Source organism: Bradyrhizobium sp. UFLA05-112 (assembly GCF_053572325.1).
The window spans coordinates 1-16,873 of sequence record NZ_JBANBK010000050.1 but is presented as its reverse complement, the minus strand read 5'-3'; the positions used below and the strand labels follow the sequence as shown (position 1 = coordinate 16,873).

Below are 16,873 nucleotides of genomic sequence, written 5' to 3'. Positions count from 1 at the left end.
TTTAGACCAGATGTCCGCAAACTGCGAGAAGGAATTTCTTGAGGTGACGCTCTCTCTCCACGAGGCTTCGGTCGGCATGTTCGTGCCGTTCCTGCGCAACCTGTCCGGGCTGCTCGACAAGGCCGCCGCTTACGCCGAGGTGCGCAAGATCGATCCGGCCATCCTGCTGGGCATGCGGCTCTATCCGAACATGTACGATCTGGCGCAGCAGGTGGGCGAGGCGGTCCGCCATGCCGTGGTCGGGCCCGCGCTGCTTGCCGGGCATGAGCCGATCACGTTTGCCGATGCCAAGCCTGATCTTGCGGAGCTGCAGCGGCGCATCGCGGCCGCGATCGATTTCGTCGAGAGCCTGCCGCAGGCCGAGATCGATGCCGCAGGCGAAAAGGACGTCGCCTTCCGCCTGAAAAGCGGCGCCGAGCTGCCCTTCACCGGGCGCTCGCTGCTTCTGACCTTCTCGGTCCCGCAATTCTTCTTCCACGTCACGACCGCCTACGACATCCTGCGGCACGCCGGCGTCGATCTCGTGAAGAAGGATTTTTTGGGAAGAAGGTGAGGCCTACGCCTCACCTTTCCGTACGATGTCGGCGACCGAGCTGCGGTTAGCGATCTCGTCGCGCAGGACCTCGAAGCGGCGATGCGCTTCGCTCTCGCGCTCATCGACGAACCGCACCGCGGCTTCGCCCGACATCGGTCCGCTGACCACAGGCGTGGAATACTCGCCGATGGTCTCGTGAACGTAGTAGAGACCCTCGTCGCCGCGCTGCACGGTCCATTTGAACCGCAGTGCCGCCATCGGCCCGGGGCCGAGCTTGCTGTAGCCGTCGGCGTCGGCCGGGTGCTCCGGCACGAGCGGCTGCTCGTCGACGACCAGATCCTCGTCGGCACTCGGATGCTCGTCGACGCTCGCGAACTTCTCAGTCTCGGGCCGGGCCTCGGGGTGTTCGAGAATGCTGGCGATCGTCGCCAGCGCGTGGTCGGTCGGGTCGATGTCTGACAAGGGGTCATCCTCCAAGAGGACGCGCCGGCAATTCCGTCCCACGACCGGTCGCGACCTGTCAGCCTAGCTTGCCTTTGATTAAGGCCAGGTTTGGGCCCGATTGTGCCAAAATGGGACGTCTGGTTGACCTTGGTGCGGCAATTTCTGCCTCTCCGAAAACTGCAGCGCTCAGGCGAGCACATCCTGGTTGATCACATTCTGACGGATCGGATCGCCGTCGAGCACGCTCAGGATATTGCGCGCGGTCTGCTCGCTCATGCGGTCGACTGCCTCGACGGTGACGCCGGCCACATGCGGCGCCATGATCACGTTCGAAAGCTCGAACAGCGAGTGTCCGGCCGGCGGCGGCTCCTGCTCGAACACGTCGAGGCCGGCACCGGCGAGCCGGCCAGAGGTGAGCGCGTCGTAGAGCGCCTTTTCTTCGACGATACCGCCGCGTGCGGTGTTGATGAGATAGGCGGCCCGCTTCATCAGACCGATCCGCGCGGCATTGAACATGCCGACGGTTTCTGGCGTCTTCGGGCAGTGGATGCTGACGAAGTCGGCGCGGGACAGCGCCGCGTCGAGATCGGTGACCGGCTCGCAACCGGCAGCCTTGATGTCGGCCGCCGGCTTGTAGGGGTCGTAGACCAGGACGTTCATTTCCATCGCGAGGCAGCGCTTGGCGGTGCGGCTGCCGATGCGGCCAAAGCCGACGATCACCACGGTCTTGCCGTAGAGATCGAACGGCAGGATGCCGAGCCGGTCGGCCCATTTGTTGTCCCTGACGCAGGCGTGCAGCTCCTGGGCGCGCTTGGCGAGCGTCAGCATCATGAACAGCGCGGCTTCCGCGACCGAGGGCGAGTTGGCGCTGCCTGCCACCATCAGTGGCACCTTGCGGCGCGAGAGGGCAGGCACGTCGACGGCGTCGTAGCCGACGCCGATCCGCGTCACCACCTTCATGTCCCTGGAGGCCTCGAGCTCGGGCTCGCCGAACCGGGTTGCGCCGAGCGCCACGCCATGAACCGGCGCATGCGCCGTCAGCATCGCCTGGAAATCCGAAGCCGAGATCAGATTGGAGAACTCGACGAGCTCGATGTCGTCCCGCTGGGTGAGAAGGGCGCGTGCGCCCCGCGACAAAGTTTGCGTGACAAAAATCTTCTTCTTGTTGGCCGCCATCGTTCCCTGCCTGCTCGAAGCTTTTCTCGTCCGGCCATCACAGCACGAGGCCGGTCGCCTCGTTTAGCAGGTGCATGTTGTTGAGGTCCATCGCCAAACGCATGGGTGCCCCGTCCTTGGCGCCGGCATTGGGATCGACGCGGCCGCAGACCGGCGTGCCCTCGAGGGTGAAGTAGACCAGCGTCTCCATGCCCATGGGCTCGGTGACATCCAGCACGGTGTCGAAGGTCTCGACCCCGGGCGCCAGATGCGCATGCGACTCGGTGAGGTGCTCGGGGCGGATGCCGAGCTGCAGCTTGTCGGTGCGCGGCAGAGCGTTGTAGCGCGAGGCGCGCGCCGGCGGCAGCGGGAAGGAGACACGATCGGTCAGGCGGATGTTGAGCTGGCCGCCGACGTCCTCGAGCCGGCATGGCACGAAATTCATCGCGGGCGAGCCGATGAAGCCCGCGACGAAGCGCGTCGCCGGCTTGTGGTAGAGCTCGTTCGGCGTGCCGATCTGCTCGATGCGGCCCTTGTTCATCACGACGACGCGGTCCGCCAGCGTCATCGCTTCGACCTGGTCGTGGGTAACGTAGACTGTGGTGGTGCGCACCTTTTGATGCACCTTCTTGATCTCGATGCGCATCTGCACGCGCAGCTTGGCATCGAGGTTGGACAGCGGCTCGTCGAACAGAAACACTTTCGGATTGCGCACGATCGCGCGCCCCATCGCAACGCGCTGGCGCTGGCCGCCGGAGAGCTGCTTCGGCTTGCGGTCGATCAGGTCGGTGATGTCGAGGAGGCGGGCGGCCTCCGTCACGCGCGCCTTGATCTCGGCCTTGGGATAGTGCTTCAGGCGCAGCCCGAACGACATGTTCTCCGCCACCGTCATGTGCGGATAAAGCGCGTAGTTCTGGAACACCATCGCAATGTCGCGGTCCTTCGGGGGAACGTCGTTGACGACGTCGCCGCCGATCGTGATGTCGCCGTCGCTGATATCCTCGAGGCCCGCGATCATGCGCAGCGTGGTCGACTTGCCGCAGCCCGACGGGCCCACCAGCACGATGAACTCGTGGTCTGCGATGTCGAGATCGATGCCGCGCACCGCCTCGACGTCGTCGTAACGTTTGACCACCTTGCGCAAGGAAACTTCAGCCATGAATCGTCAACCTCTCGCTTTCAACCCTTCGTCGCACCGGCGGTCAGGCCGGCAATGTAGTAGTCCATCAGGAAGGCGTAGATGACCAATGGCGGCGCCGCGCCGAGCAGCGCGCCCGTCATGATCTGGCCCCAGTTGAAGACGTCGCCCTTGATCAGTGTCGTGGTGATGCCGACCGGCAGCACGAGCTGGTCGATGGAGGTCGTGAACACCAGGGGATAGAGGAACTGGGCCCAGGAGACGGTGAAGGCAAAGATCGTCGCGGCGATCAGGCCAGGCAGGGCCACCGGAATGAAGATCCGGGTCAGGGTCTGCAGCCAGGACGCCCCGTCGATGATCGCGGCTTCATCGAGCTCCTTCGGGATCGAGGCAAAATAGCCGATCATGATCCAGGTGCAGAACGGTACCGTCAGCGTCGGATAGACGAACAGCAGTACGTACCATCGATTGAGCAACGTGATGCCAGTCAGATCCTGGATCAGCGCGAACATCTTGAAGAGCGGAATGAACAGGAGGCTGTCGGGGACGAGGTAGGTCAGGAAGACGCCGGTCGCGAGTGTCGCCGAGCCCCAGAACCGCATCCGCGCCAGCGCGAACGCCGCGGGGACGCTGATCAGCATGGTCACGAACACGACCACCAGCGAGACGATCGACGAATTCCAGAAAAATCGGAGAAACTGGTTGGACGTCAGGAGTTCGAGGTAATTCGACAGCGTCGGGTGGAAAACCCACCATGGATTGGTCGCAGCCGATATCTCCGCGCTGCTCTTGAGCGAGGTGATCACCATGTAGAGTGGCGGCGTCAGGAAGAAGATCGCGAACAGCACCAGGAAGAAGTAGGACCAGCGCAGCGCCCAGGCGCGGTCGCGGCTCATGCTGCCATATTTGACCTTGCGCCGGGGGCCGGCCTTGTCGATCGCGAGCGTGCTCATCAGGATTCGTTCCCGCGTTTAGAGACGTCGCGCAGGATGAAGATCGCCGCGACGGCGAGGATGGGGACCATGAACAGCGAGACACTGGCGCCGAGCGGGATGTCACTGCTCTCGATGCCGACCCGGAACGCGTAGGTGGCAAAGATCTGGGTCTGGTCGAGCGGCCCGCCCGAGGTCAGGATGCGGACGATGTCGAAATTGGCGAAGGTGACGATCAGCGAGAACAGCGTCGTGATCGCGATGATGTTGCGCATCATCGGCAGCGTCACGTACCAGATCCGCTGCCACCAATTGGCGCCGTCGATTGCGGCGGCCTCATAGAGCTGCTCCGGCACCGATTTCAGCGCCGCCAGATACATGATCATGAAGAACGGCGCGCCGTACCAGACATTGACCAGGATGACGGAGAAGCGCGCCCACGCGGCACTACCGAGCCAGTTAACGGGACCGATGCCGAACAATGAGAGCGTGTAGTTGAATGCGCTATAGGAGGGATCGAACAGCCAGAGCCAGGCCAGCGTGCTCATCGCCGGCGGAATGACCCAGGGCACCAGCAGCATGCCGCGCCATTTGCGCTGGCCCTTGGCCGGAATATTGTGCACGAAATGCGCGACGATGAAGCCGATCAGCGCCTTGAAGATCACGGCGGTGATCGCGAAGATGCAGGACTGCTTGACCACCATCCAGAACGTTTCGCGCTTGAACAGGAAGGTGAAGTTGCCGAAGCCGACGAACTTCTGCATCGACTTGTTCAGCGTCGCGAGGTGGATCGAGAAGAGGGCAGGGTAGAGCACGAGCAGCGCGATCAGGAGGATCAGCGGCAGCGTCAGGAAGAACGCTACGGTCGATTTTCGCCCCAACGCGTTGTGCAGGCTCGTCCGTTTTCGTGCGTTCGCGGTGCCCGCGACGCGACCGTGCTCAACGACGACATCGGCCATGTCAGTTTCCCCGGGTCAAACTTCCTTGGGTCAAGCTTGCGTGCAGGATGTCCAACGTCGAAGCCGGCACGCGCGTGTCGGCTTCATCTGATCACGTCCGGCGAATGGCGGGGTGCCCGGCGGCCCACGCGCGAGGCGTGAACCGCCGTGGCACACCCCGGCTCAACTTCGCATGAAGCCTTCGCACTCGCCCTCGGCCCAGGCCAGCGACTGCTCCAGCTTCTCCCCTTGCGCAAAGCGCAGCGCCATCTTGGTCAGCGTCGCCTGCGCATAGATCTGCTGGGCGATCTTCGGCGGCGCAGGAGAGGCCGCGATCGACAGCGTCTGATGGTTGTAGGGGTTCGGATAATGATAGAGCGTACCCTTCGGCGGCCCTTCCTCGGCCCAGGTCTTCAGCGTCGTCATGTTGGCATAGGCCGGCAGGTCATAGCCGCCGCTCGCCGCGACGAATTTCTCGATCGATGACGGCTGCGACAGATAGGTGAGCAGGCTCTTGGCCGCTTCCTTGTTCTTGGAGAAGCTCCAAAGGCCCCAGAAATACGGCAGGAACGGCGCAAAGCGGCCCTTTGGACCCGCCGGGAAACCGTGGGTCCAGCATTGCTCGGCGACTTGAGGCGCGTCGCGCTTGGCAACCGCCCAAGCGCTCGGCGGATTCATGATGAGCGCGCCGCGGCCCGAGATCAGCCATTTGTTGTTCGAGGCATCGTCCCAGGACGGCGCATCCGGCGGCAGGAAGGCGATCAGCTTTTTGTAGTATTCCAGCGCCTGGCGGACCTGATCGGTCTTCACCGTGAGGTCGCCCTTGGAGTTGACGAGCTCGGCGCCGAACGACTGGAAGATGGCGCCCGCCGTGTCGACGCTGTCGGTGGTCTCGCCAAGACCGATGCCGAATGCGAAGCCCGCCTTCTGGCAGGCTTCCGCCGCCTTCAGGAAGGTATCCATGTTCCAGCTGTCTGCCTTCGGTGGGCCGCCAGCCGGATACAACTCCTGAACGTCGATGCCGGCGTGCTTCTTCATCAGATCGATGCGGGAGCAGGGTCCCTTGATCTGGCTTCCCGGAGTGGCGGGGACGGCAAGCCATTTGCCGGCAGCCTGACCGAGATATTTCACGGTGCCGTTCACCTCGCCGTTCTGCTTGATCGCCGCCTCCACGACGTCATTCACGGGCTCCAGCTGCTCGGCATAAGCATGCGGCCACCAGGTGTACATCTGAAGAATGTCGTGACCGGATTTGGCCTGCGCTTCGGCGGCAACGGTCAGCTCGATCTTCTTGTTGTTGCTGGTGATGTAGTCGATGGAGACTTCGACCTTTTCCTTCGCTGCCCACTCGTTGACGAGAGCTCTGGAGCTGTCGTTGGCGCCGGGCACCCAGTGGTCCCAGAAGCCGATCGAGAGCTTGCCGGCGGCGTAGGCGCCGCGCACGTAGGGCGCGGTGATCAGGGCGGCGGAGGACATGGCAGTTGCGGCCACAAATTGTCGCCGCGTAAGCTTCTTGCGTGACATCTCGTTTCCTCGCTTTGGCGTTCGTTGTTTTGCTTTTTGTTGTTTTGTTTTTCTTGCCGTCGCCTCGCGTGGCCAGTCACGCGAGCCGCGGAGAATTGGTAGCGCGATCAGATCAGAATTGATCGCGTCTGTCGAGAAATCCGACGCGCGCGTTTCTTGAACTAACGTTGAGTCCGAAAATTCAGTAGCTCCGCGTCGCGCATGTGTCGCGGTGTTGAACCTGGACTGATCCTTTTGCGACGCACACTGTGGTCAGGATCGGCGAGGATCGTTTGAGCGCAATTACGCCGCAGTTCCGAATAACCCTGAACTAACCGGTTCGCAGGACAGACTTTTCGGATGTGGAGGGGCGCTCCTCGATCTGGACCGGAGCGGCGTGAAAACGCTAGAGTTCCGGCGGGCAGACTTTCCGCGATTCCACCCTCCGAGCAGCCAATCAGATCGACATGGAGACTAGAATGATCAACCCGACGCCGCCTGCGCGGCTTCGCCTGCGACGATGGTTCGCGCTCGGGTCAGTCGTGGCATTGCTGTTGGGCGCGGCTTGCGTTGCCAATGCGCAGGGCCTGGTCAAAGGAGTTCAGGAGGGCGCGGCCGCCGGCAACAAGGCTGCAGGCCCGGTCGGTGGCGTGCTGGGCGGCGCGATTGGCGGCGTGGTCGGTGTCTTCACCGGCGTGCTCGGGGTTGGCAACAACAACCAGGCGCCGCCCGCCAAGGACGCAAGCAAGGACGCGAAGCAGCAGGGGGCCGACAAGGGCGCCGACGCCAAGGGCACCAAGGACGCCAAAAGTGGTAAGGGCAGCAAGACCGCCAAGGCCGGCAAGGATGCACCGAAGGATGCGACAAAGGACGTCACCGTTCTCACCCAGAACGGCGCGCCGCAGCTCACCGGCGAGCAGATCGTCGCCAACAGCGATTCCTATATCGAGCGCATCAAGACCGAGCTGAACCTCACGCCTGACCAGGAGAAGCACTGGTACGGTTTCTCCAGCGCCATGCACTACCTCGGGCATAATGGTGCCGAGCGGCTCAATCTGCGGATTGCCCGCGCCAAGCGCGATCCGCCGGACGACATCATCGAGCAGATGCGCAACGAGGCACAGTTCCTGATCGACCGCGCGGCCGACCAGCGCAACGTCGCCGATGCCGCCGAGCCGCTGTTTTCGAGCCTGGACGACAAGCAGAAGGAAGTGTTCATCCAGGAAATGGTGCGCCTCAGCCACGAGCGCGGCCTGGATTGATCGGCGTTTGAGTAAGATTTGTCGCGCTCGACTGCCACGAACTCGTGAATCCCCGCAGCGATGCAGTTATGATTAGCTGCAAATGATCGCTGCGGGGTTGATATGACGACGGGCGCACTCTCCGTTTTCCTGGTCGAAGACGAGGCGTTGATCCGGATGATGATCGCCGACATGGTGGAGGAGCTTGGCCACCATGTTGTGGCCGAGGCCGACAATGTTCAGGACGCGAGCGCCTTCGCGATGACGGCGCAATACGATCTTGCCATTCTCGACATCAATCTCATGGGGCTTTACGTCGACCCCGTCGCGGACCTGATCGAGCGCCGCGGCAAACCGTTTCTGTTCGCCACGGGTTACGGACCGGAATTGCTGCCGTCCTTGCTCCGGCGCAGGCCGATCCTGCGCAAGCCGATTTCAATCGACCAGCTCAAGGCGATCATCGATTCTCTTTTTCCCGGCGCACCGGCCGCCTCGAAAAGCGGATCGGCCTGACGTCCGCTCGCGGCGAATAGCCGGGCAACCTTGCCCTGGGGTAGGTGGAAGGCACTGCGCCCGGCTATCCTGCCGCAGCGGCGCGGCCTGCCCAATTCGTCACGGGAACTTGAAGAAAAGCCGACCGATTCACGCCCGACCTGTGGCCGAGCTGCGGTCTTGTCGGGAACCCGCGACGCGGGCGCGTGATTGGCTTTCACGCCAGCCGCCATCCCCATTGCATCGCACAATGAAAAGACGCTGGGGAAACCCGAGGATCGTGCAATTTGTTTAGGCAGTCCGGCTAGGCTTGGATCGAGGCAGACCGCGCATGGACGACAAACGAAAGTATCCGCGTATCGATATCGAAGAGCTGGCCTATGTCTCCGCGGGCGGCTCGGTGATGAGCTGTGTCGTGCGCAACATCTCGCCTGCCGGCGCGGCAATCGACGTCGACAATCCCGCCTTCGTTCCCCAGCGTTTTCGCCTCGTCATGGCCAAGGACTCCTCGGTCCACGATTGTCGGGTGATCTGGATCCAGAAGAACCGGATCGGACTCGCCTTCGTCGGCCCAGAGGAGGCAACGCGGCGCTCCTGAGCTGCATGCGGGCCGAAAACGAGAATGACCGCCCGAGGGGCGGCCATTCGATCAATGTCTTGCGGTGAAACTGACCTAAAGAACGTCTCTAATCAACGCGTCTCGTCCTCACATCAAGCCGGCGCTCAGGTCAATGCCGGTCGCCATCAGGCTGAACGAGGCGACGAGACCGATGCAGCAGAAGAAGACGATGGTCTTGAAGGCATTGTCGAACGACCGGACCTCAATGCGGGCCGGCATCTCAGCAAGTGAAAGCATGCTCATGTGAATTCCCCCTGTTTTGATCCTGAATTGCATCAGGTAGGGGAAAGCTCTAGCGCAGAAAGTTTGATACGGGATTGCTAGGCATCCTTAACGGAATCGCAATCGAAACCCGACTCCGCGGCGGGCCGGCAGGGCTGGTGGCCCGGGATTAGTCGCGGCCCGTTCGCAGCACCTTGGCGATGGTATGCGCCGTCATCGCGGCCCGGTCAGAGGCACGCTGCGCGGCCAGTTGATCCCTGGCCTTTTCCTCGATCAGGAGATCGATGAGCGCCAATCGCCTGTCCTCGTCCACCGCCTCGGTCAGCAACCGGTGATAGCGATGGTAGTCAAATCCCACATCCAGCTTACGCATGCCACGCCCCCATATCGTACACACGCACCACGGGCGAATTGTTGTTCAAGCGACGGCAGCGGGCAAGGAGGAACTCGCGTCCGGCGACGTGACCGGTGCAATCAGCTGTGGATTGGCTCGCCTGCCTTGCGCGAGATCAATGGTAGATCGCGCGTCCGCTGTGAAAGAGGTCACAGAGCTCTCGCCTGCCGGGGCCTATAGCTAAGCGGCAGGGCATTGGAATACGCGAATGCAAGACGAATTCGATTTCATTTCGATCATTGTCGCCGTCTGGGTGGCCGGCTATGCCGCCATCCTGCTGGACTACTTCGCGCAGGCCGAGCTTGGCTGGTCGCTCGCGCAGTTGCGCGGATGGGCGTGTCTGACGGCTGTTCTGATTGCATTCATGACGTTGGCAGGCATGCTCGGCCGCAAGCGCGGTGAGCTTGGCAAACGCCGCTAGCGGGCGACGGGCTATTTGCTCGCATCGGCCGCGTCGATGCATTTCAGCACAAAGGCGGCGCGGTCGCGCAGCAGGATCTTGGCCTGGTCCGCCTTGAGGGCGCAGGCACGCTGCCTCAGTTGCTCGGCGCGGCGATGCTCCGCGGCGTCGCGGTATTCCGGCGCAACCGCCCCTGGATCGACCAGCTTTTGCGCAAAACCAGGGGCAATCAAGACAAACGAAATCGCAATGATCCGGATCAGGTCTTTCACAAAAGTCCCCCCCGAGCCCTCAAACCCCGTGATCCTAACACGGCCGGGGCGGCAAGCCGTGAGGCGTTTCACGCTTGACACCGCAGTCGTGGGGCGAAGGCTCAAGCCGTACTGTGATCGCAAAAAGCCTTCAGGCCGGCAAAGCTGGCGTCCGGCTTGACGATGATGCTGGTCGGAATGGGGTGCAGGTAATCCCGGAAACGTCCCTTGGCCTCAAAGCGCTCGCGGAAGGCGGAGGCAGCGAGGAATTTCGGGAAGCGCGGGACGATGCCGCCGGCGATATAGACGCCGCCGCGAGCACCGAACGTCACCGCCAGGTTGCCGGCGACTGAGCCGAGAATGGCGCAAAACATCTCGAGCACGGTGTGGCTGAGGTCGCAGCTGCCGTCGAGCGCGGCCGTGGTGATGGCTGCCGCGTCGCGTTGCGAAGCCTTTACACCATCGACCTCGGCGACCGCCTCGTAGAGATTTTGCAGCCCCGCACCGGACAGCGCGCCCAGCTCGATCTCGACATGGCCCATGCGCCGTCGCATCGCGGCGATGACGCGCTCCTCGCGCTCCGTCTCAGCCGGCAGGGTCGCGTGACCGGCTTCCGTGATCACGGCCACCCGGGCGCCGTGACGCTCGACGAGGCAGGAGACGCCGAAGCCCGTGCCGGGTCCGAGCACCAGCAGCGGCTCGCCAGCCGCGCCAGTCTGGGCATCGAGCGGGAACAGGTCGGCCGGTTGCAAGGCCGGCAGCGCCCAGGCTAGCACCTCGAAATCGTTGAGCACGTGAACAGCGTCGAGGCCAAAGCCCTCACGGAGCTCCTTCCCATCGATGATCCAGGGACTGTTGGTCATGACGCAGCGGTTGTTCACGACGGGTCCCGCGACGGCGAGCACCGCGGTGCCGACGCACGGGCCATTGACCTGACGGGCGAGGAAGTCGGCCATGGCGTCGCGAACGGTCGGGAAGTCGACGACCCGCGCGTAGGCGACCGGCCCGATCCGGCCGTCCTCCTCCATCAGCGCGAACCGCGAATTAGTGCCGCCGATGTCGGCGAGCAAAGCGCAACCTCTTGTGGTCCGACTGGTCATGTCCTCGCGGTCGCCGCGTCCACCGCCATTGGTGATCGCGGGAACCTTTGTCTCCATTGCTACGCGGTCAGATTCGCATACCACCGCGGCTTGATGATGTCGTCAACGTCGATGCGGGCGAACCGTTGCGCCGGCAGCACTCCGCCCGCGGTAGGCGGTTGCGAAGCGGCGCCGGAAGATCGACATTGAGGCAAGACCGGGTGGAGACCAGCAATGAAGATATCCGACCGGGACGTCCTGCTCGTGATCGACGTCCAGAACGACTTTTGCACCGGCGGGGCCCTGGCCGTCCCGAGCGGCGAAAGAGTTGTGCCCGCCATCAATCGCGTCGCCCAAAAGTTCGCCAATGTCGTGCTGACGCAGGATTGGCACCCCGCCGATCACGTCTCCTTCGCCTCCAACCACCCCAATAAGCGGCCGTTCGAGGCCATCGATCTCGACTACGGTCCGCAGGTGCTGTGGCCGACCCATTGCGTGCAGGGCACCGCCGGCGCCGAATTCCACCGGGACCTCGAGGTCCACCGGCCAAGCCTCGTGGTGCGCAAGGGATTTCGCCGCGGCATCGATTCCTATTCGGCGCTGTTCGAGAACGACCACAAGACCCCAACCGGGCTGCTCGGCTATTTGCGCGAGCGCGAGCTGAAGACGGTGTTCGTCGCGGGCCTGGCGCTGGATTTTTGCGTCCGCTTTTCGGCGGAGGATGCCCGCAAGGCTGGGCTCGAGGTTGCCGTGATCGAGGATGCCTGCCGCGGCATCGATCTCGACGGCTCGGTCGCCGCCACCCATCAGAGCTTCAAGGCGCTCGGCATTCCCGTGGTCAGCATCGAGGCGTTCTTCTAGAAATGGCGCAAGGCACCAAGAAACCGCCGCCCTCGACGGGATCCGAGCCCGGGTCGGATGATCCGCTGCTGTGGCCGTTTGCAGCGGCCAAGCTCGCCATGAACGCCGCGTTCTGGTGGGTAGAGCGCAGCTCGCCCGAGCCGCGTGAGACGGAACTGCCCTGGACCACGCCCAATCAGGTCGCGCTGGAGCTCGCGACCATGCGCCTGCGCGACTGTACCAAGAAGCGTACCGGCCCGCCGGCGCTGGTCTGCGCGCCCTATGCGCTGCATCGCGCGCTGATCGCCGATTTTGCGCCGGGTCATAGCGTTGTGCAGTCGCTGCTCGAAGGCGGGGTCGATCGGGTCTATCTCACGGACTGGCGCTCGGCGTCGCCTGAGATGCGTTATCTCTCGATCGACAGCTATCTCGGCGACCTCAATGTCGCGATCGACGAGATCGGCGCGCCGGTCGACCTCATCGGCCTATGTCAGGGCGGCTGGCTGTCGCTGCTCTACGCCGCGCGCTTTCCGGACAAGGTGCGCCGCCTGGTGCTGGTCGGCGCCCCCGTTGATCTCGCGATCGAGTCGGCATTGTCGCGCCTGGCGCGCAATGCGCCGGAACTGGTCTATGACCAGCTCGTGGCACGCGGCGGCGGCAATGTCAGCGGCGAGGAGATGCTGCGCTTCTGGTCGAGGTCACCGAGTGCGGAAGATATCGCGGTGGCGTTGCAAAGGAGTTTGGCCGAGGAGGGCGGACCCGAGCTCCTGGAGCGCTTCAATCGTTGGAACGAGGAGACGCTCAACCTGCCGGGCAGCTATTATCTTCAGATCGTCAACTGGATCTTCCGCGAGAACCGGATCGCGGCGGGCGACTTCGTGGCGCTCGGCAGACGAATCGATTTGAAGGATGTGAGAGCGCCCATCTTCCTGCTCGCCGGGCTCGACGACAACGTCGTACCGGCGACGCAGGCGCTGGCGATCGCCGATCTCGTGGGCACGCCCTCGATGTTCATCGCGGCGGCATCGGAGCCCTCGGATCATCTTGGGCTGTTCATGGGAGCGCGGACCCATGCTCATGCCTGGCCGCGCATCACCGAATGGCTACGTTCCGATCTCGGTGGTGGCGTTCTCGCACGCCGGGCCTGAGCGACGTACCGGACGACGCCGGTCTTGATCCCGGTCAAAGCCGCTGGACCGACGTGGAGCCTAGAGTGTGACGTGGAGGCTCCATGAGGTTCAGCACACTTCTGGCTGCTCTCGCGCTGCTGACTGCCTCGCTCTCGCAGGCGCTCGCACAGGCCGACGGCATGCGCGGCGACAAAGCGGCGTCCGAGCTGATGGCCGCGCTTCAGTTCCAGCACATCAAATTGTGGTCCGCTGGCCGCCTCGGCAACTGGCCGCTTGCGACCTATGAGCTCAACCAGATCGAAGCCGGCCTCGGGCGTGTGGCGCAACCCATGGGCCGCGCCGATCGGGCTGCCGCGGCGGTAAAGGCCTTGCGCAGTGCCATCGATGCCAAGGACGCCGCGGCTTTCACCAAGGCCTATGGCGATCTGACCAATGGCTGCAACGCCTGCCACCGCGCCGAAGGATATGGTTTCATCACGCTTCAGGTCCCGGCGAACTCGCCGTTCACGGATCAGCTCTTCGTCGACCAACTCGCCGAGGCGCGCGGGCTGGCGCGCTCGATCTGCGGCAACTGCCATGTGGTGTCCGACAGGCCGAACGAACAGCCGGAGTCGCGCGTTCCGGCGCCGAGCTTCCCGGACCTCGCGAGCCGGCCGTCATTCTCCAGCGACGACATCAGGCAGCTTCTCACCTCCGGTCATCGCTACCTCGGACCGAACCAGTCCATGCCGAACCCGCGGCTTGCCAGCCATCAGGTCGAGGCCATCGTCGCTTTGTTCGAGACGCTGCGGGCCGAACGCTCCCGATAGGGATCTGCGCCATTCCACTAAAAGGAACGGCCGCGGCAGCCATGGGGTGCAGCGGCCGGAAGTGGAGTAGGGAGAATATTTAGCAGGACCGTTATGCATGATCGGGAATTGCGTGCATTGATCCGCGTCAATCGGCTAAGAATGGTTCGCAACTGAACAAAAAGGTCCCGCGCGCCATGAGCTTTCACTCGATCTACGCCCACGGATTTGCGCGCGTGGCCGCCTGCGTCACCACCTCGCATGTGGCCGATCCGGCCGCCAATGCGACGGCGATCGTCGCGGCGGCGGGCGCATGCCACGAGCAGTCGGTGGCGGTCGCCGTGTTCCCTGAACTGTGCCTATCCGGCTATGCGATCGAAGACCTCGTCATGCAGGACCCGCTGCTCGATGCGGTCGAGCGCGGCCTTGAAGCGATCGTCGAGGCATCGTCCGCCCTGATGACCGTGCTGATCGTCGGCGCGCCGCTGCGCCATGGCGCGCGCATCTACAATTGCGCGGTCGTCATCCATCGCGGCGGCATTCTGGGCGTCGTTCCGAAGACTTACCTGCCGACCTATCGCGAGTTCTACGAAGGCCGTCACTTTGCCTCAGGGGCAGGGATCCTGGGCGAGGAGATCGCGGTTGGCGACCTAAGCGCGCCGTTCGGTGTCGACCTGCTGTTTGCGGCGGAGGACGTCACGGGCCTGACCATCGGCGTCGAGATATGCGAGGACATGTGGATCCCGGTGACGCCCGCCTCAGAGCTGGCGCTGGCTGGTGCGAGCGTGCTGATCAACCTCTCCGGCAGTCCGATCACGATCGGCCGCGCACGGTCGCGCGCGCTGCTCTGCCAATCGACCTCCGCGCGCTGCCTTGCCGCTTATGTCTATGCCGCCGCGGGTGCCGGGGAGTCGACGACCGATCTGGCCTGGGACGGCCAGACCTCGATCTACGAGAACGGCGTGCTGCTGGGCGAGGGCGAGCGGTTTCGGCAGGGCGGACAGATCACGACCGCCGACGTCGATCTCGACCTGCTGCGGCAGGAGCGTTCGCTGATGGGAACGTTCGACGACAATCGTCGTCAGCGCGAGGCAAGCTACCGCAAGATCGCCTTTGCCTTGAAGCCGCCGGTCGTCGATATCGGCTTCCTGCGCAACGTCGAACGCTTTCCCTTCGTTCCGAGCGACGAACATCTGCTCGAGCAGGACTGCTATGAGGCCTACAACATCCAGGTTGCTGGCCTCGTGCAGCGGATGCGTGCGACGGGGACGAAACGCGTCGTCATCGGGGTGTCGGGCGGGCTTGATTCCACTCACGCCTTGATCGTCGCCGCCAAGGCGATCGACCTGCTTGGTCTGCCGCGTGAAAACATCCTCGCCTACACCATGCCGGGCTTTGCCACCGGCAGCGAGAGCAAGACAAACGCGCTTGCGCTGATGAAAGCGCTGCATACGACTTGGCAGGAACTCGACATTCGCACCACGGCGACGCAGATGCTCAGGGACATCGGCCATCCCTTCGGCAAGGGCGAGAAAGTCTACGACGTCACCTTCGAGAACGTGCAGGCGGGCCTGCGCACCGACTACCTGTTCCGCCTCGCCAACCATCACGGCGGCATCGTCATCGGCACGGGCGATCTGTCGGAACTCGCGCTTGGCTGGTGCACCTATGGCGTCGGCGACCAGATGGCGCATTACAACGTCAATGCCGGCGTGCCAAAAACGCTGATCCAGCATCTGATCCGCTGGGTGATCGCCTCGAAGCAGTTCAGCGATGATGTCAACCGAACGCTGGGATCGATCCTCGCCGCCGAAATCTCGCCGGAACTCGTTCCGGTCAAGCCGGGCGAGAAGCCACAGAGCACGGAGGCCGCGATCGGACCGTACGAGCTGCAGGATTTCAACCTGTTCTATACGCTGCGCTACGGATTCCGTCCGTCCAAGATCGCCTTCCTATCGTTGCATGCGTGGAAGGATGTTGCCGGGGGCGAGTGGCCGCCGGCGTTTCCGAGCGATCGGCGCAAGGCCTACGCGCTGGCCGACATCCGCCACTGGCTCGAGGTGTTCTTGCGACGGTTCTTTGCCTTCAGCCAATTCAAGCGTTCTGCGATGCCCAACGGTCCAAAGGTCTCGGCCGGCGGCTCGCTCTCGCCGCGCGGCGACTGGCGCGCGCCGTCCGACTCCAGCGCAGCCGCCTGGCTCGACGACCTCGAGCGCAACGTGCCGAAGTGACGAAGGCCAACGAAAAAGGGGGATAGGCTGATGGCGGCCGAGCCTGGGCCGGAAACGGCCGACGATCACACCGGGGTCGTCAACGGCCTCTATATGTTCGAGATCGAGATGCGCGACGGCAAACGCGGCCAGGCCAAGGGCGTTGCCGTGCTCTGCGACGGGCGCATCATGGGTGGCGACAGCTATTTCTACTACACCGGCCACTACACCTTCCGGAACGGCAAGTGGCGCGGCGACATGACGGTCAATCAGCACACTGAGGCGCTCGGCAAATCGCTGGCGTTCGGGGGCAGGGAGGTCACCTGCGGTTTCTCCGGCGGCTATTTCGCCGGCGGCGCGGAGGTCGAAGGCATGGCGCTGGTCGGCAAGGCCAGCGTGCCCTTCACGGCGCGGTTGACGCTGAAAGAGGCGATGTAGGCGTGCGTGGCGTCGCCGCACGAGATCATGCCAAATGTGATCTGAAGAGTAATCCTCCGCTGGGGGCCGCCTTGTCAGGTGGACCGTTGTGTTGAGAACTGTCCTTATGGACAGGCATACTCAC

Annotated in this window: 20 protein-coding genes; 10 read left to right on the top strand and 10 right to left on the bottom strand. The window is 63.6% G+C overall.

Translation table 11 applies throughout. The annotated features are described in order from the left end of the window. The first annotated feature begins 10 nt into the window (after positions 1 to 10). Positions 11 to 553: a DUF1993 domain-containing protein gene (locus SO180_RS26065; RefSeq protein WP_449381694.1), complete on the top strand. Its 543-nt coding sequence runs from the start codon at positions 11 to 13 to the stop codon at positions 551 to 553. 3 nt (positions 554 to 556) lie between these two features. On the opposite strand, the gene SO180_RS26060 is transcribed toward SO180_RS26065, so the two are convergent. The 6 genes from SO180_RS26060 to SO180_RS26035 all read right to left on the bottom strand — a co-directional run bounded on the left by SO180_RS26060 (position 557) and on the right by SO180_RS26035 (position 6,666). Next, on the bottom strand, positions 557 to 997 hold the full coding sequence (locus SO180_RS26060) for a hypothetical protein (protein ID WP_449381693.1): 441 nt from the start codon (positions 995 to 997) through the stop codon (positions 557 to 559). Between the two features lie 168 nt (positions 998 to 1,165). After that, the gene (locus tag SO180_RS26055; protein WP_449381692.1) at positions 1,166 to 2,155 is read right to left on the bottom strand and encodes a hydroxyacid dehydrogenase; all 990 of its coding nucleotides are present in this window, start codon (positions 2,153 to 2,155) and stop codon (positions 1,166 to 1,168) included. Positions 2,156 to 2,192: 37 nt separating this feature from the next. Next, positions 2,193 to 3,293: an ABC transporter ATP-binding protein gene (locus SO180_RS26050; protein ID WP_449381691.1), complete on the bottom strand. Its 1,101-nt coding sequence runs from the start codon at positions 3,291 to 3,293 to the stop codon at positions 2,193 to 2,195. Between the two features lie 20 nt (positions 3,294 to 3,313). Then, entirely contained in the window at positions 3,314 to 4,225 is a 912-nt protein-coding gene (locus tag SO180_RS26045; protein ID WP_449381690.1) for a carbohydrate ABC transporter permease, read from the bottom strand. Beyond that, positions 4,225 to 5,163: a carbohydrate ABC transporter permease gene (locus SO180_RS26040; RefSeq protein WP_449381689.1), complete on the bottom strand. Its 939-nt coding sequence runs from the start codon at positions 5,161 to 5,163 to the stop codon at positions 4,225 to 4,227. The genes SO180_RS26045 and SO180_RS26040 overlap by 1 nt, the downstream gene beginning before the upstream one ends. A 162-nt stretch (positions 5,164 to 5,325) precedes the next feature. Then, entirely contained in the window at positions 5,326 to 6,666 is a 1,341-nt protein-coding gene (locus tag SO180_RS26035) for an ABC transporter substrate-binding protein (RefSeq protein WP_449381688.1), read from the bottom strand. Positions 6,667 to 7,124: 458 nt separating this feature from the next. Here SO180_RS26035 and SO180_RS26030 point away from each other — a divergent pair, with 458 nt between their 5' ends. The 3 genes from SO180_RS26030 (at position 7,125) to SO180_RS26020 (ending at position 8,976) form a co-directional block, all read left to right on the top strand. Then, positions 7,125 to 7,907, top strand: a complete 783-nt coding sequence (locus SO180_RS26030; protein WP_449381687.1) for a Spy/CpxP family protein refolding chaperone — start codon at positions 7,125 to 7,127, stop codon at positions 7,905 to 7,907. A gap of 102 nt (positions 7,908 to 8,009) precedes the next feature. Continuing rightward, positions 8,010 to 8,399 carry a response regulator gene (locus SO180_RS26025; RefSeq protein ID WP_449381686.1) on the top strand — a complete coding sequence of 130 codons (390 nt, stop codon included), beginning with the start codon at positions 8,010 to 8,012 and terminating at the stop codon, positions 8,397 to 8,399. A gap of 310 nt (positions 8,400 to 8,709) precedes the next feature. Further along, a complete protein-coding gene (locus SO180_RS26020) occupies positions 8,710 to 8,976 on the top strand; it encodes a PilZ domain-containing protein (protein ID WP_449381685.1) in 267 nt (88 codons plus the stop codon). Positions 8,977 to 9,084: 108 nt separating this feature from the next. On the opposite strand, the gene SO180_RS26015 is transcribed toward SO180_RS26020, so the two are convergent. Next, entirely contained in the window at positions 9,085 to 9,240 is a 156-nt protein-coding gene (locus tag SO180_RS26015) for a hypothetical protein (protein ID WP_449381684.1), read from the bottom strand. Between the two features lie 148 nt (positions 9,241 to 9,388). Next, entirely contained in the window at positions 9,389 to 9,592 is a 204-nt protein-coding gene (locus SO180_RS26010; RefSeq protein WP_449381683.1) for a hypothetical protein, read from the bottom strand. 229 nt (positions 9,593 to 9,821) lie between these two features. On the opposite strand from SO180_RS26010, the gene SO180_RS26005 reads away from it, so the two are divergent. Further along, complete coding sequence (locus SO180_RS26005) at positions 9,822 to 10,034, top strand: hypothetical protein (RefSeq protein ID WP_449381682.1); 213 nt, start codon at positions 9,822 to 9,824, stop codon at positions 10,032 to 10,034. An 11-nt stretch (positions 10,035 to 10,045) separates the two neighbouring features. Here SO180_RS26005 and SO180_RS26000 read toward each other — a convergent pair whose 3' ends face one another. After that, positions 10,046 to 10,285 carry a hypothetical protein gene (locus tag SO180_RS26000; protein WP_449381681.1) on the bottom strand — a complete coding sequence of 80 codons (240 nt, stop codon included), beginning with the start codon at positions 10,283 to 10,285 and terminating at the stop codon, positions 10,046 to 10,048. Positions 10,286 to 10,386: 101 nt separating this feature from the next. Beyond that, positions 10,387 to 11,364: a glucokinase gene (glk, locus tag SO180_RS25995; RefSeq protein ID WP_449381735.1), complete on the bottom strand. Its 978-nt coding sequence runs from the start codon at positions 11,362 to 11,364 to the stop codon at positions 10,387 to 10,389. Positions 11,365 to 11,577: 213 nt separating this feature from the next. On the opposite strand from glk, the gene pncA reads away from it, so the two are divergent. From pncA to SO180_RS25970, 5 genes are all read left to right on the top strand, one after another. Continuing rightward, positions 11,578 to 12,204, top strand: coding sequence for a bifunctional nicotinamidase/pyrazinamidase (gene pncA, locus SO180_RS25990; protein ID WP_449381680.1), 627 nt, complete (start codon positions 11,578 to 11,580; stop codon positions 12,202 to 12,204). Positions 12,205 to 12,206: 2 nt separating this feature from the next. Further along, on the top strand, positions 12,207 to 13,331 hold the full coding sequence (locus tag SO180_RS25985; protein ID WP_449381679.1) for an alpha/beta fold hydrolase: 1,125 nt from the start codon (positions 12,207 to 12,209) through the stop codon (positions 13,329 to 13,331). An 83-nt stretch (positions 13,332 to 13,414) separates the two neighbouring features. After that, entirely contained in the window at positions 13,415 to 14,122 is a 708-nt protein-coding gene (locus SO180_RS25980) for a c-type cytochrome (protein WP_449381678.1), read from the top strand. Between the two features lie 176 nt (positions 14,123 to 14,298). Further along, complete coding sequence (locus SO180_RS25975) at positions 14,299 to 16,332, top strand: NAD(+) synthase (protein WP_449381677.1); 2,034 nt, start codon at positions 14,299 to 14,301, stop codon at positions 16,330 to 16,332. A gap of 30 nt (positions 16,333 to 16,362) precedes the next feature. Next, a complete protein-coding gene (locus SO180_RS25970; RefSeq protein ID WP_449381676.1) occupies positions 16,363 to 16,749 on the top strand; it encodes a GrlR family regulatory protein in 387 nt (128 codons plus the stop codon). The last annotated feature ends 124 nt before the right edge of the window (positions 16,750 to 16,873 follow it).

What these genes read in the sequence shown, in the direction of transcription:
- SO180_RS25980 (WP_449381678.1), top strand. Translation starts at nt 13,415, where the DNA reads ATGAGGTTCAGCACACTTCTGGCTGCTCTCGCGCTGCTGACTGCCTCG.
- SO180_RS26055 (WP_449381692.1), bottom strand. Translation starts at nt 2,155, where the DNA reads ATGGCGGCCAACAAGAAGAAGATTTTTGTCACGCAAACTTTGTCGCGG.
- SO180_RS26005 (WP_449381682.1), top strand. Translation starts at nt 9,822, where the DNA reads ATGCAAGACGAATTCGATTTCATTTCGATCATTGTCGCCGTCTGGGTG.
- SO180_RS26015 (WP_449381684.1), bottom strand. Translation starts at nt 9,240, where the DNA reads ATGAGCATGCTTTCACTTGCTGAGATGCCGGCCCGCATTGAGGTCCGG.
- SO180_RS26065 (WP_449381694.1), top strand. Translation starts at nt 11, where the DNA reads ATGTCCGCAAACTGCGAGAAGGAATTTCTTGAGGTGACGCTCTCTCTC.
- SO180_RS26020 (WP_449381685.1), top strand. Translation starts at nt 8,710, where the DNA reads ATGGACGACAAACGAAAGTATCCGCGTATCGATATCGAAGAGCTGGCC.
- SO180_RS25970 (WP_449381676.1), top strand. Translation starts at nt 16,363, where the DNA reads ATGGCGGCCGAGCCTGGGCCGGAAACGGCCGACGATCACACCGGGGTC.
- SO180_RS25985 (WP_449381679.1), top strand. Translation starts at nt 12,207, where the DNA reads ATGGCGCAAGGCACCAAGAAACCGCCGCCCTCGACGGGATCCGAGCCC.
- SO180_RS26010 (WP_449381683.1), bottom strand. Translation starts at nt 9,592, where the DNA reads ATGCGTAAGCTGGATGTGGGATTTGACTACCATCGCTATCACCGGTTG.
- SO180_RS26030 (WP_449381687.1), top strand. Translation starts at nt 7,125, where the DNA reads ATGATCAACCCGACGCCGCCTGCGCGGCTTCGCCTGCGACGATGGTTC.
- SO180_RS26035 (WP_449381688.1), bottom strand. Translation starts at nt 6,666, where the DNA reads ATGTCACGCAAGAAGCTTACGCGGCGACAATTTGTGGCCGCAACTGCC.
- pncA (WP_449381680.1), top strand. Translation starts at nt 11,578, where the DNA reads ATGAAGATATCCGACCGGGACGTCCTGCTCGTGATCGACGTCCAGAAC.
- glk (WP_449381735.1), bottom strand. Translation starts at nt 11,364, where the DNA reads ATGACCAGTCGGACCACAAGAGGTTGCGCTTTGCTCGCCGACATCGGC.
- SO180_RS26025 (WP_449381686.1), top strand. Translation starts at nt 8,010, where the DNA reads ATGACGACGGGCGCACTCTCCGTTTTCCTGGTCGAAGACGAGGCGTTG.
- SO180_RS26050 (WP_449381691.1), bottom strand. Translation starts at nt 3,293, where the DNA reads ATGGCTGAAGTTTCCTTGCGCAAGGTGGTCAAACGTTACGACGACGTC.
- SO180_RS26045 (WP_449381690.1), bottom strand. Translation starts at nt 4,225, where the DNA reads ATGAGCACGCTCGCGATCGACAAGGCCGGCCCCCGGCGCAAGGTCAAA.
- SO180_RS25975 (WP_449381677.1), top strand. Translation starts at nt 14,299, where the DNA reads ATGAGCTTTCACTCGATCTACGCCCACGGATTTGCGCGCGTGGCCGCC.
- SO180_RS26040 (WP_449381689.1), bottom strand. Translation starts at nt 5,163, where the DNA reads ATGGCCGATGTCGTCGTTGAGCACGGTCGCGTCGCGGGCACCGCGAAC.